Annotated in this window: 14 protein-coding genes and 2 pseudogenes; 1 reads left to right on the forward strand and 15 read right to left on the reverse strand. The window is 37.5% G+C overall.

Annotation, left to right across the window (positions count from 1 at the left end):
• Nucleotides 1-123: 123 nt before the first annotated feature.
• The 11 genes from KA717_24080 to der all read right to left on the reverse strand — a co-directional run bounded on the left by KA717_24080 (nt 124) and on the right by der (nt 9,085).
• A complete protein-coding gene (locus tag KA717_24080) occupies nt 124-462 on the reverse strand; it encodes a YbaB/EbfC family nucleoid-associated protein (GenBank protein ID UXE59022.1) in 339 nt (112 codons plus the stop codon).
• A 286-nt stretch (nt 463-748) separates the two neighbouring features.
• The gene (locus tag KA717_24085) at nt 749-1,000 is read right to left on the reverse strand and encodes a hypothetical protein (protein UXE59023.1); all 252 of its coding nucleotides are present in this window, start codon (nt 998-1,000) and stop codon (nt 749-751) included.
• 84 nt (nt 1,001-1,084) lie between these two features.
• Nucleotides 1,085-1,729: a type I restriction endonuclease subunit R gene (locus KA717_24090; GenBank protein UXE59024.1), complete on the reverse strand. Its 645-nt coding sequence runs from the start codon at nt 1,727-1,729 to the stop codon at nt 1,085-1,087.
• A gap of 134 nt (nt 1,730-1,863) precedes the next feature.
• Nucleotides 1,864-2,124, reverse strand: a complete 261-nt coding sequence (locus tag KA717_24095; GenBank protein ID UXE59025.1) for a Txe/YoeB family addiction module toxin — start codon at nt 2,122-2,124, stop codon at nt 1,864-1,866.
• On the reverse strand, nt 2,121-2,375 hold the full coding sequence (locus tag KA717_24100) for a type II toxin-antitoxin system Phd/YefM family antitoxin (protein ID UXE59026.1): 255 nt from the start codon (nt 2,373-2,375) through the stop codon (nt 2,121-2,123). Before KA717_24100 ends, KA717_24095 begins: the two co-directional genes overlap by 4 nt.
• Nucleotides 2,376-2,602: 227 nt before the next feature.
• Nucleotides 2,603-2,839: a DUF2283 domain-containing protein gene (locus tag KA717_24105; GenBank protein ID UXE59027.1), complete on the reverse strand. Its 237-nt coding sequence runs from the start codon at nt 2,837-2,839 to the stop codon at nt 2,603-2,605.
• Nucleotides 2,830-3,129, reverse strand: a complete 300-nt coding sequence (locus KA717_24110) for a hypothetical protein (GenBank protein ID UXE59028.1) — start codon at nt 3,127-3,129, stop codon at nt 2,830-2,832. The genes KA717_24105 and KA717_24110 overlap by 10 nt, the downstream gene beginning before the upstream one ends.
• A gap of 38 nt (nt 3,130-3,167) precedes the next feature.
• Entirely contained in the window at nt 3,168-3,569 is a 402-nt protein-coding gene (locus tag KA717_24115; GenBank protein ID UXE59029.1) for a hypothetical protein, read from the reverse strand.
• A gap of 37 nt (nt 3,570-3,606) precedes the next feature.
• Nucleotides 3,607-7,170, reverse strand: a complete 3,564-nt coding sequence (locus tag KA717_24120) for a DUF4020 domain-containing protein (GenBank protein ID UXE59030.1) — start codon at nt 7,168-7,170, stop codon at nt 3,607-3,609.
• A 77-nt stretch (nt 7,171-7,247) separates the two neighbouring features.
• The gene (locus tag KA717_24125; GenBank protein ID UXE59031.1) at nt 7,248-7,700 is read right to left on the reverse strand and encodes a DUF29 domain-containing protein; all 453 of its coding nucleotides are present in this window, start codon (nt 7,698-7,700) and stop codon (nt 7,248-7,250) included.
• Nucleotides 7,701-7,726: 26 nt separating this feature from the next.
• Nucleotides 7,727-9,085, reverse strand: a complete 1,359-nt coding sequence (gene der / locus KA717_24130; GenBank protein UXE59032.1) for a ribosome biogenesis GTPase Der — start codon at nt 9,083-9,085, stop codon at nt 7,727-7,729.
• Between the two features lie 280 nt (nt 9,086-9,365).
• On the opposite strand from der, the gene KA717_24135 reads away from it, so the two are divergent.
• Nucleotides 9,366-10,433 carry a trypsin-like peptidase domain-containing protein gene (locus tag KA717_24135; GenBank protein UXE64767.1) on the forward strand — a complete coding sequence of 356 codons (1,068 nt, stop codon included), beginning with the start codon at nt 9,366-9,368 and terminating at the stop codon, nt 10,431-10,433.
• Nucleotides 10,434-10,759: 326 nt separating this feature from the next.
• Here the strand turns inward: KA717_24135 and KA717_24140 are convergent, their stop codons facing one another.
• The 4 genes and pseudogenes from KA717_24140 to KA717_24155 all read right to left on the reverse strand — a co-directional run bounded on the left by KA717_24140 (nt 10,760) and on the right by KA717_24155 (nt 14,072).
• A complete protein-coding gene (locus tag KA717_24140) occupies nt 10,760-11,224 on the reverse strand; it encodes a hypothetical protein (GenBank protein ID UXE64768.1) in 465 nt (154 codons plus the stop codon).
• A 256-nt stretch (nt 11,225-11,480) separates the two neighbouring features.
• Nucleotides 11,481-12,818, reverse strand: a pseudogene (locus tag KA717_24145) (IS5 family transposase).
• 252 nt (nt 12,819-13,070) lie between these two features.
• A complete protein-coding gene (locus KA717_24150) occupies nt 13,071-13,364 on the reverse strand; it encodes a hypothetical protein (GenBank protein UXE59033.1) in 294 nt (97 codons plus the stop codon).
• A 402-nt stretch (nt 13,365-13,766) separates the two neighbouring features.
• Nucleotides 13,767-14,072: pseudogene (locus KA717_24155) on the reverse strand (ISKra4 family transposase).
• Nucleotides 14,073-14,215: the final 143 nt, after the last annotated feature.

The raw sequence follows: 14,215 nt of genomic DNA on the forward strand, positions 1-14,215 counted from the left end.
GCCCCCCAAAGTTGGGGGCGTAAAATGAGGGTAACTAACAATTTTGTGTACCCAGTCGCTTCAAAGAGGCGTTAGGAGAAAAGACTTATGACTGAAGCATTCGCCGATTCTGACCCAAATCTCCTACATTCCAGGAAGATTTAAACCACTGGTTAGGTTTTCCATTTTAGAGCGCATTGTTTCCGTGGATTGGGCATAGGCGGCCTTCATCGCTTCGGTAATAGAGGCACTGAGAGTTTCAACACCCTTTGCCATGGCCGCAGGATCGATCACAATACCCAGGGGTTCCTGGTTGCCGCTCATGGTGACAGTCACTAGACCATCTTCACTACTTCCGGCAACTGACATTTCTTCTAATTCTTCTTGAAGACGTTTAGCCCCTTCCTGTACCTGCTGGGCTTTTTGGAAAGCTTCTTGTAATTCTTTAATTTTGCCGAATCCGAATCCTTTACCTTGTGTCATAAGTTGTTCTGGTTTTTAAAAATTACACGGGTTAGTGATGCTCTAGTGAAAACTAGGTTGACTGGGTTATTACACACCCTTAGCCTGACTGAAATTATAGCTCATTGGGTCGTGGGGAAGCAGTAATTCTAAATTTAGGGTTTCATGACATAAAAAGCCTTATAACAAGAGGGTTGTACAATTCTTAACAATGACAGTGATCGCTGAAACGACGCAAAACCGTTCCAAATTTATTTTTGCTGGTGGGGAAGGGCGATCGCGTTTTTGACAGGTTTTTGAAAAGAGGTTACTTATTCGCCGTTAATGAGAACCATTGACCTATCTTGTTGATTAACCAACTCAGCAAGGCTCCTAGAATCAAAATACTAATTGCCGGATTGAATAGGGGCAGCCACAGTTTTTGCCAGAGATGGTAGCCCAAGGGAAGGCCAGTTGATTGTCCCACAACGGCGATCGCAAACCACACAAAGCCCAATAGGACGAGAAAAACGTCAAAGACGAGAAAGCGGTTTAACCAGGTTAAAAATAGTTCTTTCATGGCTATTCTAGCCCTCTAGTTGCCTTATTTTTGTAGCCTGATTTTACCAGAGAGAGTCGCTACATAAACTAATCATTCTTAATTTTATCGGCGATCGGCGATCGCTCCAGAAATTTTTTTAAGAATTTGAAGAATTTCATACAGTTTATGACGACGGGCAATTAACAAAGAAAATGGTTCGGAAAAATCGTAGATAATTTCAGTCTTTTCTTGTATAAGTTTAACAAACATAAATAAGTCGCCATCTGTCACCAGGCCATAGAGCGGTTGGGAGGGTTGGGGATTGCCTAGCATATAAGCCAAACATTGAGGAATAGCGGCAGTGAGCGCAACGGAACGTTTGGATTCAACGATTAAAATCCAGATTTCTTGTTGAATAATAAGGGTATCAATTCTGCCTTTTAAGATTTCGTGAGTATCTTGAATTTCGATTTGAACGGGGGCTTCGGCGGTAACGAAAAAGGGTTCATCATAAAATCCAGCAAGTTCTAACAGAGGAAAGACTAAAAGCAGTTTAACGGTTTCTTCAGATAATTCTGCTCTGTCCCGATGTCTTCGATAACGTTGGTAGTATTTATCTAGAATTTGTTTTTCGAGAGTAGTAAGTTCGGGTAGATTTTCTCTCCATTCGGGGAAAAATTGATCATTATTAGCTTGAACGAGGGGAAATTTTTGAGTGAGTTGTTCAAGGCTGATAATTCGTTTTGAAATACTGGTAATAGTCGGCATAATTGTTGATACTCATAATCAATAGCATTCTGTTTTCAAGTTTTAAAGGTTGATCGCCGTTTAATTTAGCCTACCAAAAGCGATCACCGATCACTCCAGAAATATTTTTAAGAATTTGAAGAATTTGAAGAATTTCATAAAATATAATGGAATCTACAGGCGATAATTGTAATTTCCTCGAATGCAACATTATAAATTAATCGGTGTTCGGAGGTAATTCGTCTTGACCAATAACCTGATAAATTCGCTTTTAATAATTCGGGTTTACCAATTCCTTCTGTGGGATTTCTAAATATATCCTTGATCAAAAGATTGACTCGCTTCAATAATTTTTTATCATTATCCTGTAACCAAAGATAATCTTCCCAAGCGGCTTCTGTAAAGGTAATTTTCATGGTTCAATGAGTTCCTTCACTACGGTTTTGCCCGTGTTAGCTTGTTCAATAGATTTACGTAAATGTTCGGCATTCGCAGGATTTGACAACAGATATAGAGTTTCTTGCCAAGCGTTAAATTCGTCTAGGGACATTAAAACAGCTTGTTTGCCTTGTTCATTACAGACAATGGTGGGTTCTGCATTGAGATTTACTCGATCAATCAGTTCATCGAGTCTTTGTTTTGCTTGATTACTGGTAATGGCTTCCATAGTTTTTTTGTTCAGTTTTAGATTTTAGGGAAAGGTATTGGTGAGTTCGGGTAGATTTTCTGTCCATTCAGGAAAAAATTGGTCATATTGGCTTGAACGAGGGGAATTTTTTGAGTGAGTTGTTCAAGGCTTATAATCCGTTTTGAAATGCTGATAATGGTCGGCATAAAGTGTTATATATTGACTCTAAAAGCCTTATCAATGTGAAACACTGGGCGTAATTTGAGTTAGCGAGTGCTGGCGTGGAGAATGGTGAAACCAACAATTTCGTCTTTCTCTCCATAGCGAATTAAAATGTCATTGTCAGTTAATTCTGTGTCATCACTAGAGTGAGGGGGATTATAAAAGTCAATGTAGAGAACATCGGCTTCATAATCATAAACCATTTGAAAAGCTCTTTTGGGGAGCGTTTTAAGAACGGGAATAAGTTTTAAATAATCTAGGTTTTCTTGGGTTAGGGCCATAATTGAATTCTCCTGGTTAATGAATTGAGCCGACGAGTGGGAAAAGCGGTAATGACGAAACCATCTTTGTTGGAAGTTTCTTTATAAACGACAACTAAAACTCTGCCTATTTCTAAGGTACGAATTGCCATTAATGCTCCTTCATTACCATCTAAAATGATTTCTGGTTCAGTAATAGTTGCCAATACAAGAGATTGCTGATTAGTAAGGGCAGAATGGCGAGCGATGATATGTTGCCATCGTTCTTCTGGTAAGCGAATAATGAAACCACTTTTAGATATGGCCGTCATATTCATATCTGTGTACCCAGTTGTCGTTATATTTTTAATTACCTTTGCAGAATTAGCCAATCAATTAAGAGTAATTTCAAGTAATCTAGTTTTTGTAAATATTGATAAAATAGGGGAAATTGTTTATTTTTTGTGAAATAAAGTTCGGCAAGGAATTGATTCTCAAGAAGACACATAGACCGCAATATGGTTAAGGCTTGATCGGGGTTTTGAATTTGTTGATTAATGCTTATCTGGCTGGCATAGCCTCGTAGGTCAGTGGTTAGTAAATCAATTTCTTCGAGGATGGATAGAGTTTGATCATTAGGAGGAAAGGTTTCAAGTAGTAGGGTTTTATCTTGTTGTAAAAGTTGTTGATAGTCTTGGGTTAATTGATTGAGTAAATCAATAATTTTTTGAGTACTTTGTTCTAAGGAATTAACGAGTATTGTATCTAGCATTTTAGTTGACTCCGTAGGTGACTATTTTTTCAATAGATTACTCCTCATTATTTAAAAGTTGACTAAGTTCTAATGCGTTGGGACAAATTAATCTACTTAATTCATCGCAAATTTTGCAGAGTTCACCGCGAGGAACTTCTGTTTCAACTAGTTGACGGAATATTTTTTCTATGTAGTTAAAGTGTAAAATTTGATTTGGGGATGTATTTTTCAATAAATGCAAAAGTAATTTAGTTAATGCTTCTGGATATAGCGTGGCATAGTATCTATCTTCACTTAATTGATGAATATCAAAAGAATTTATTAATCCATTGTCAGCAGAGATAAGACTTTCACAGAGAAGATCTACCGCTTCATTAAAAACTGGTTTTAAATAAATTAACCAATTTACCATTTTCTTAAGCTCATCAGATTCTAAAGAAACAGGTCTTCCAATATTTCGTTCTTGCCAGTAAGTCTTGAGCCATTCATTCCATAGTTTTTTAATGGAATCTTTTTGCATATTTCCAAGAGAAGAATAAATTGTCCAAGAAAATTGTTCTCTTATTTTAGAATCAACCTGTTTTATAAAATCAGAAATAAAAGTTAATTTTCCTTGATTACCTTTATCAAATAAACTTGGAGAAGCATAAATTAAAATAGATACTATCTGTTTACAAAAATCTAGTGCATCTTCACGATCACTCAAATCAACTACTAAATGACTAAAAGTTTGTTTGTAGAGAGGCATTAAATCAGATAGTATTTGTTCATTACATTTTCCCCACATAAGAAATCCGCACCAAGCTTGCTGTGCCTGTTTTTTCTCAGTTTTCCAAGCAAATAACGGAATTATATTTTCTCTTGTCCAATTAGAATCTAAACTAAATAAAAAATTTAATTGGCTACATAAAATAACTCTACCTAATTCTGCTTGGTAATCCTCTCCCTCTAAAATTTTATTGAAATTGACTTGATAATCATGAGGAATTTTCTGAGTTACTTTTTCCAAATTTTGTTGTTCTTTAGAAAGCATTCGTAACCATAAAAAAGTAATTTTGCCACCATCATTATTAATTGCTTGAAATAACCAATCAAAGTCTTCCCGCACTCTTTGAGGATTATTTTTTCCAATTTCCCATAGGCTCTCAGTTAACTCTTTAACAAGAGAAAAACAAGAAAGGGGAATTTCGGATTGTTCTTGTCTAATATTTAATAAATCAACAATGCGATCCCTAAAAATATAAAGCTGCGGATGGTTAATAAAAAAGGAAAGAGTTTGTTCCCATTGTTCTTCAGTAAATTTACTCTTTTGCCAACCTAATAATATTACTCGCCAGATATCTGAACTCCAATCTTGCCGTTCTTGAATAGCTTTGGCTAATTGATATGACCATTCAAAATTTTGAATTACAGCTTTTTGAATTTCTTCTAAAAGATAGCCTCTTTTTAAACTCCAATTTACTTGTTCATCATAAGTTAACAACCAATCAATTGTATCTGTATCTGCTAGATTTTTTTGTAATAGCTCTTCAGCAGTGATAGGAGTATAAGCTATGTTAGGATGTCTTTCTGATTCAACATCAGCAAAAGCTTGTTTGATATTTTCAAATTTTTGTGTTACCAAATCACACTCTGGAGATAATTCATGTAGTTGCTTTAATATAAGAAAATAGTCATGATTTTCAGAATAGATAGAATAGTTTTTATCTTGATTATTTACGGGATCATGCAGGCCTTCAATTTGTTGTAACAAGCTTTGATGTGTAGTATTTGATGCTAATAAGTAAGCATTTTTTAGAAGACGAGATATTTCATCTTGAAAACTACTATAATTAATAATCAGATCATTTTTAATAAGCCATTGAATTTTTTCGTCAGAAGATAATTGAGTACTTTTAATAATTCCATGAATAGCAAGTCGTCGAAGAATACGAATCCCAGAAATATTCCAACCTTCAATTACTCCATGAGCATAATCAGGTGTTTCAATAAGTAGATTTTCCAAAATATCTCGCGTGGCATCAATTAAGATATCTATATCTCTTATGCGATAGTCAGAATCGTCTTGATATGGTTCAATAGTAAGGCGAAAGCCACTCAGAAAACAGAAATTTTCATTATCTCTATAAATTGCGTTTGTCATCCATGATGCTTTTTGTAGATGACTGGTAACAATTGGTTCTAAATTGATAGCAAATCCAGATAAATTAGGTTTAAAAAAATCTTTCCATGACTTTTTAAGCCAGCAACAATCACCGACCAACGATATTCTATGACTATTTGCCCATTGTGGTTTGGTTAAATATTCAAATAGAAGTAACGCTGCTTGTTTATCATCTGGATACTTGCATTTTTTAAACACGTGGTTAATAAAACTAGATTGATATTGAACTTGACAATCATGTAATAGAAAGATAATCCATCTTAAGAAAATATTTGGTTCCATACGAGCATCGTTAGTACGCCAGATTTTATCAAAGAATAAACGCCATAATTGATGGCTTAAAAAAATTCCTTTACTTTGAAAAAATATTAAAGTTTCTTCAGGATAATCAACTATGTACTGAGCTAACCACTCTGACATCTGACTGCTAATATCGCTAACAGGGCTATTTAATTGAAAAAGCTCATTAAAAACTCCTTGCTTATCAACCCAAGATAGCCAGTCTAGAGTTTTATTACAATGTTTAGTAAAATGACCAATTTTTGCAGTATCTGTAAGTGTATTTTCAAGATAAGATAAATCTTTAGATTCTAAAGGGGGAGATGGTGAAGAAACAATCTCTTTAATACGATGTTCATGTTTTAATGCTCCCATTTCAATATGTTCCACCCAAGATTGCAAACATATTCCCAAAGCTTCATGCCTATTTTTATTAGAATAAGTTACAGGCTGAATATCTAAATGTTCCCAACGAGTGGGATCATCACTATCGCTAATAAAAGCAAAACGAGAATTATTAGAACTAGGTGGTAATCCTCTTGTTAAATAAGGAACTACTGGATCTGTGTAGCTGTATCCAATAAACAAAACGGTATATTCAGAAAACATTGCCTGAAGAAAGTTTCTTGCCCATCCTTCCGTTAAATAGGCGCGTCCAAAATCTTTGTCTGTAATAACAATGCGCTTTTCATCTTTTAAAACCGAACCATGAAGATAGACGATTCCAGTAAAATCATTACCTAATGGCAATGCAGGCGCATAATAATAATCTAGATCATTTTGTTTCCATGAGTTTTCAGCATATTTATTAAATAAGCAATCGAAGTTTGTTGTTACTAAACGAACCTGATCAGGAGTTTTAAATAAATTGAGTAACTCTCGGTGAAGTATTGTTGGTTCTGCTTCTGTTTTTTTAAGTAAGCTACGAGCTATATTTTTCACATTAATTAAATTTTCTAATCGACCTAAAAAACGATCAATCGGTTCATCCCAACTACCTTTTTCATTAATAGGAAGAGGCAAAGTATTGTTATTAATATCTTCTGCTAATTTACCAAAGCCTGGATAATTTGCAGGCTCTCCCATCGAGACTCCAGCCCCAGCGAAAACGACTAGCTTATTATTTTGCAGAGCTTCTAAAAGTGCTTCAGGTATCTCGACGCTTCCAAATAGCATAGTTTTTTAAATGTTAATTTACGTCTTTTAGAATATTATAACAATCTTAGCACTTTTAGTTTTAGTGCTTTAGTCTTCTAGATTTTGATTACCCAATCAGTATCGAGTAATTGTTCAAGTGTATAAGGACAATTTACTGGAAAATCAACCTTAAAACGAGTCTTAATCTTGACATAAACAAGAGCGTCTCCATAAATTGACAATAACTCCTGAGATAAATAATTGCGTAAATTGGTTGTTAATCGCCTTCTCAATTGAGTGCGAAAACTAACAATTTCTGCTTGCCAATGTCCAATATTATTTTCTCTTTCCATTTCCCAAAACTCTAATAACAATAGATGGCGAATCAGTTGCTCTAGTAAACTCGAAACAGCGTTTTTCTTTTCACTGCCTAAATCCTCTAACTCCTCAATCAAATTTTCTAGATCCAGATGATCAAATTGACGAGCCTTAAGTCGCCCAACAGTTTCTTCCAACCATTGAACATCATCAATTTCATAAAGTTGTTTAAGCGCAGTTGTTACAGCCATCTTTGTTAAACCTTACTAAATAGTCTTTAAACCTTAGTGGCACGATTGGAACTCGCTTCCATTTCCCGAACCTTTTTACCTCGCCAAAAGAGCCGAATGGGTGTACCGCTAAAACCTAACTGTTTACGGAATTGACCTTCGATATAGCGTCGATAATTCTCATTGAAACGACTGGGATCATTCACAAAAAGAGCGATCGCCGGTGGCCGAGTGGAGACTTGAGTACCGTAGTAGATTTTTCCCTGTTTTCCCTGACGAGTCGTAGGGGGAGAATGCCAACTGACTGCTTCTTCTAGCACATCATTAATAACCGAGGTTGTCACTCGACGACGGTGTTCTGCGGCAGCCCGATCCACTGCTTCTAAAATATTTTGTACCCGTTGTCCCGTTGCTGCACTCGTAAAAATCATTTCTGCCCATTCCATGAAGTAAAGACGAGCCAGAATATTTTGTTGATAATCGTAAATGGTAAAACTATCCTTTTCCACCGCATCCCATTTATTGATCACTAAAATAACCGCCCGACCTTCTTCCATGATCCGACCCGCTAATTTCAAATCCTGATCCGTTACCCCATCTAAAACATCAATGACAAAGAGGATCACATCGGCTCGACGAATCGCTTTAAAGGCACGATTAATGCTAAAAAACTCGGCTCCGTAATCTACATTTTTCTTGCGACGAATACCTGCTGTATCAATTAAGCGATAAACTTGACCGTTGCGCTCCACAATCATATCGATCGCATCTCTGGTTGTTCCCGCCACAGGACTGACAATGGCCCGATTTTCCCCCGTAATCGCATTGAGTAAACTGGATTTACCCACATTGGGACGGCCAATAATCGCAACTTTTATTTCATCGGGTTCCGCATCCAGATCAATAATCGGCAAATGGGGCGTTAAAGCATCCAATAATTCTCCCGTCCCGCTCCCATGAATGGCCGATATGGGGAACGGTTCGCCCAATCCCAATGACCAAAACTGAGCCGCTTGAATAGCACCTTGATCGGGGGATTCGCATTTATTAACCGCCAGAAAAACCGGGACTTTTTGGAGCCGTAGCCAGCGAGCAATTTCTTCATCACTGGGCATCGGCCCTGTTTGACCATCAACAACAAAGATGGCAACTTTGGCTTCTGCCAGGGCCAACATGGCCTGTTCTCGAATTTGGGGCAGAAATTCCGTATCATCATCAAAAACTAATCCCCCTGTATCCACTACTTGAAACTCTCGATCCTGCCAAAAACCGGGCCGATAGGTGCGATCGCGGGTGATACCCGGTTCATCATGCACGATCGCCTGTTGATTACCAGCAAGACGGTTAACAAGGGTCGATTTACCAACGTTGGGTCGGCCAATAACAGCAATAATAGGCAGGGGCATAGGTCAGCACGGACGGAGGGCAGACTTCCATTGTAGTCTTTATTCGTAAAGCCCAGGTATGCAAAGGAAAACAAATAGCTCTGTTAGGATAGAAGGAATTAAATCTTTAGCCTGATTCAAGTCTAATTAATTGAGTACAATTTTGTTTCGGACAATGATAAATCGTCTTTCCTTGCGCCGTTTAGCTCATTATTTATTCATTCTGCTGCTCGGAACAGTAACAACCTTCACCCTACTACCGAGTCTAGGCAGCTTTGCAGATGAACTAAGCCAGACGGAGATGGCCCCCAGAGCATCGTTGATCGCCAAAATCCAACCCAGTGGCGAAAGTTTTGTTGCTGCTGCCGTGGCCCGCACCGGCGATGCAGTGGTTCGTATTGATACTGAAACGCTTGTGACTCGAAGAGCAGATCCCCTATTTGATGATCCTTTCTTCCGTGACTTTTTTGGCGGTTCCTTTGCTCCTCCCTCCGAATTAGAACGTAAGATTGTGGGTCAAGGCTCTGGTTTTATCATTGATCATAGTGGTGTGATCCTGACAAATGCTCATGTGGTGGACAATGCCAACAAAGTGACCGTTACTCTCAAGGATGGTCGTATTTTTAAAGGTGAGGTGAAAGGGGTTGATGAGATCACCGATCTAGCCGTCGTTAAAATTAATGCCCAAGGTTCAGAATTACCGATCGCACCCCTAGGGGATTCTAGTACTGTACAAGTGGGGGATTGGGCGATCGCAGTGGGTAATCCGGTCGGTTTAGATAACACTGTCACCCTCGGCATTATTAGCACCCTGGGGCGATCGGCCGCCAAAGCCGGTATTCCCGATAAACGAGTGGAATTTATTCAAACGGATGCCGCTATTAATCCGGGTAACTCTGGTGGCCCCCTATTAAATGCCCAGGGTGAAGTGATTGGCATTAATACTGCTATTCGAGCTGATGCCATGGGAATTGGCTTTGCAATCCCGATTAACCAGGCCAAGTCTTTGCAAGCTTTACTGGCTTCAGGGAAAAAGGTTCCCCATCCCTACATTGGGGTGCAAATGGTCAATTTGACTCCTGACCTAGCCCGACAGAATAATCGTGATCCTAATTCTCTCTTCATGATTGCCGAAGTGGAAGGCATTCTAGTAGTCCGAGTCATGCCCGATTCTCCGGCGGAAAGGGCTGGTATTCGTCGCGGCGATGTGATTGTGGCCGTGAATAATCAACCCATTCAAGATGGTTCCAAGCTTCAATCTTTGGTAGATCGTGCCGGTTTAAATCAAGTACTCAAACTTAAAATTCAACGCAGCGATCGCTCTTTGGAACTAACCGTACAGACAGCCCAGATGTCCAATGCGGCTTAAACTTCTTGGCTCTAGGGTCTGGAGCTTATCTATGCGCTTTGTCGCCCCTAGTAATTGGACATGGAAAGGAGCCAAATTATCCAAAAACTTCCGAGTCTGTTCTAGCAATATTTGAGGTGACATCTTTAACGATTTCTTGCCTGTCATTTACTATCTTAATTTGTTGGGTTGCACTTTTTTAAACTCAACCTACCAGCTACTACTAACCACTGAAACCTCTCTATAGTAAAGCTTTAGACTATTTTTACTGTAGAGAAATTATTTTTTGTCCTGTACCTAGAGATTCAATCTCCTCTCGGCTTAATCTAGCAAATTTTTCAGAACTTTTATTGTCGATTAGCCAAAGGATCAGGTACAGGAAATGGCTCCGAGTTTAAGGAGACAAATTGACTTTTATCCGCATTGTAAGCAAGGATATTACCCGACTCAATTTCATAAAACCAGGCATGAAGAGAGATTTGATTGACGTGTAGTTTGGAACGAATTACGGGATAGGTTTCAAGATTTTCTATTTGAGTTAAAACGTTTTCTTGGATCGCAACTTTTAGAAGTTCTTCACCTTGAAAATCTTGATAATTGTCTTTTAAAAGACGACGAGTTGATTCAGCATTATTCTTTAACCAATCATACACTAGCGGCATTTCTTCAACTAAATTATTCAGTTTTAATAATCCTTTTATGCTGCCACAATGGGAATGACCACAAACCACGATATTCCGAATATTCAAGGCTAAAATATCATATTCAATGGCCGCACCTTCCCCATTATTTGCAGTTCCATGACAGGGAATAATATTGCCTAAATTACGAAGAATAAATAGGGCTTGCTGAAAAAGTCAAAAAACGAAAGAAATGTGGGTTAGGGAAGTATGGACTGAAAAAGCATAGATAACTTATCCTTATGGAAACAAATCAAAATACAGATTTTGTTTAATCTATTGTTCCTTTCTGTCTAAAAAGGTCAACACAAATCACTCCTCACAAAAGAGAGGAAAATTAACACCATTTTTCACAAGAAAAACGACTCTACAACTTTTTACTTTTTGTCTTCTGAAGTAGAGTAGAAAGATTCATTACCAAAAAGTTCATCGCAATTACCGTTTCCGAGGTCTCAGGTAGTTTGGCCATCACTCGACCAAGACTAAATTTCCTCTTTCCCTGTCCGAATTTACCCTCAATGGCATTACGCACTCTTTCATCTGAGCGTGCCTCTTTCTTTTTTTCTTTGCTCACCTCTTTCGGCGGTCTTCCCAATCGGGGACCACTCATTCTTATATCCCTTTCTTTACAATAAGCTCGATTCGCTTTTGTTCGATAGATTTTATCCACATGAACCGATTCCGGATAACATCCTGTTTCCCTTTTATATTCTTCTATTCGCGCTTGTAAATCTCCCGATTCGTTGTAATTATCCCAACTTAATTTGTCTAAGAAGACAAAGCCATTCACATTACTTGCCGATATTTTAGCTCCAAACTCTACTGCTTTTCCCGCTTTTCCACGCACTATTGGACGCACGTGAGGTTGGCTTACACTCACAATTCTGTTTTCTACTTTATTTGTCTTTTTTTCATACATTTCTAACTGTTGCTCATACACTTTTCCTATCGTTACAAGCTCTTCTTGCTCTTTTTTCGTTAGTTTTTCTAACTTTGCTCCCTCTTCTATCATTTTTTCTATATCAGACAAGTTTCTTTTTATATATCCTAGTTGTTTTTTTGTTCCTTTTCTTCTTTCTTTTTTTGACACACGACGTTTTTTTGCTATGGCTAAGTACTCTTTTCTTGCCACTTCCCTATAAGTCCTCGGCTTTTCTTTCCTTTTCTCTTTTATTTCTTCATACAGCTTATCTATTATTTTTTCTGTTTTTTCTCTGGCATCATTCAATATTCCTATATCCGTTGGATATTTTATATCTGCTGGTGTACAAGTCGCATCTAACAATAACTTTCCTTCATTTTCTTTTTTTTCTGACGCTACACCCGTCGCTTTTTTTTCTATTTCTTTATTAATTTTATTTATTAATTCCATTCCTATTTTTTTACGAAAATGAACCATCATTGACGCATTAAATGCTTCTTTGCTACTATAGCTTTCCATTCCTATAAAGTACTGTAAATAAGGGTTCTCTTTTATTTGTTCTACTGTTTCTCTGTCACTTTTTCCTGAAATTTCTTTGATAATTAATGCTCCTAATGCCATTCTAAATGATTTGGCTGGGGCTCCTTTTTTTTCTGTGAAGTTTTTTGCATATTCTTCCTCATATTCTTCCCAAAGAATCATTTTTGACATTTCTATCCAACGATTTTCGTCGTCTAACTGCCCGCCGAACAGATTTTTCAAGTTTTCTGGTGTTTCAATTGAGTACTGTTGCTTTCGGTACATCTGCTTTCTCTCTTCTTAATGCAATGGTTTTGAGGCATTCTACCCTATTTTCGTGCATTCTAGCGGTTCTTAATTCGCCTACTATTTTTCTCCGTAAAGGTTTCAGCTTTTTTCAGCAAGCCCCACTTACACGCCTCGAGAACTTCCCACTGTCCAGATAAAAAACTCAAATTTTTAAAATGTTTACGACAAAAATTTTATGGTTTAAGATAACAAAAATTAAGCCATAAAACTTTTATCAAAGTTGAGGAATTAATGTTCAATCCATTGGGCATTGCTAGTAATACAAACACCACCTGCTTTTTTTAAGTAAGGATTAAGGTGTTCAGTTACATAATTAAGCTGCTTTTCGTTTGTGCAAACAGTCATAATATAAATGCCCGAAAAGAAACAACTAAAATCGGAACAGGATTCGCCGCGATCGCCTCTGCCCGAAGTTTCATCAATGACTGTATAACCAGAAACTTTAGCCTGATCCAGTAGCTTTAAAACATCCTTAAATACGGCATGGTCAACAATCATTTCAACTTTGGTTACTTCTTGCATAAATACCTCTTAGGAAAGTCTATATTTTTAATAAAACTATTAGTGGACTAACCAATTTGCCTCGGTGACTAAAAAGACACCACCCACCTTTTTAAGTAATGGTGTAATCATTTTTACTAACTGTTCTAGTTGTTGTTCATTAGTGCAAACAGTCATAAAATAACTATTACTAAATTCCCTGTCCAAATCATTATAAGTTTTCCACAGCCTAACATTTTTAAGAGTTACGCATTGTGAAATTTTCCCTAATGTGAATGGACGAAATAAAGACGTTTGAGCCCTCCAGCACAATGTCTAGGAACAGGTCTAATGACGATAAATGTCGCCGAAACCCAAGCAAAAATATAGGGAGCATCTCACCTTTGCAATAAGTAGAAATACTTAACGAGGTAAATGAAAGAGTCAAAAAAGGTAATCATTTAAATAGGAACAGCGATGACGAAGTACTTGTGGTACATTGTCAGAATTCCAACTCGCACCAGTAATTTTAAGACGATGACCAATTTGTTTAACTTGAGATTCGACAGAGCCAGAGCCAATAGAAATGCCCTCTGCCTGCAAATAACCATAATTGACAATCCGATGTTTATGCTTGTTTAAATAAATGATAAAATTCTCAGCTTGAGGCTCTGACCATCCCTCAAAACAGGAGATAGCGGCATCCACTTCACCCGTCCAAAGAAAAGACTTGACCTCCTCAATTCGCTGGGGAGCATCTCACTTATGCAATAAGTATTAATACTTATGGGCAGAAAAATAAGACTTTGAACTTTATCGAACTTTATCAAAAAAAGAAATGAGAGTATAATAGTCGAGACCCACTTTCCAAAATCTATCCCAATTGAGGAACA

The sequence above is a fragment of the Woronichinia naegeliana WA131 genome (assembly GCA_025370055.1).
In the GTDB taxonomy this organism is placed as follows: Bacteria; Cyanobacteriota; Cyanobacteriia; order Cyanobacteriales; family Microcystaceae; genus Woronichinia; species Woronichinia naegeliana.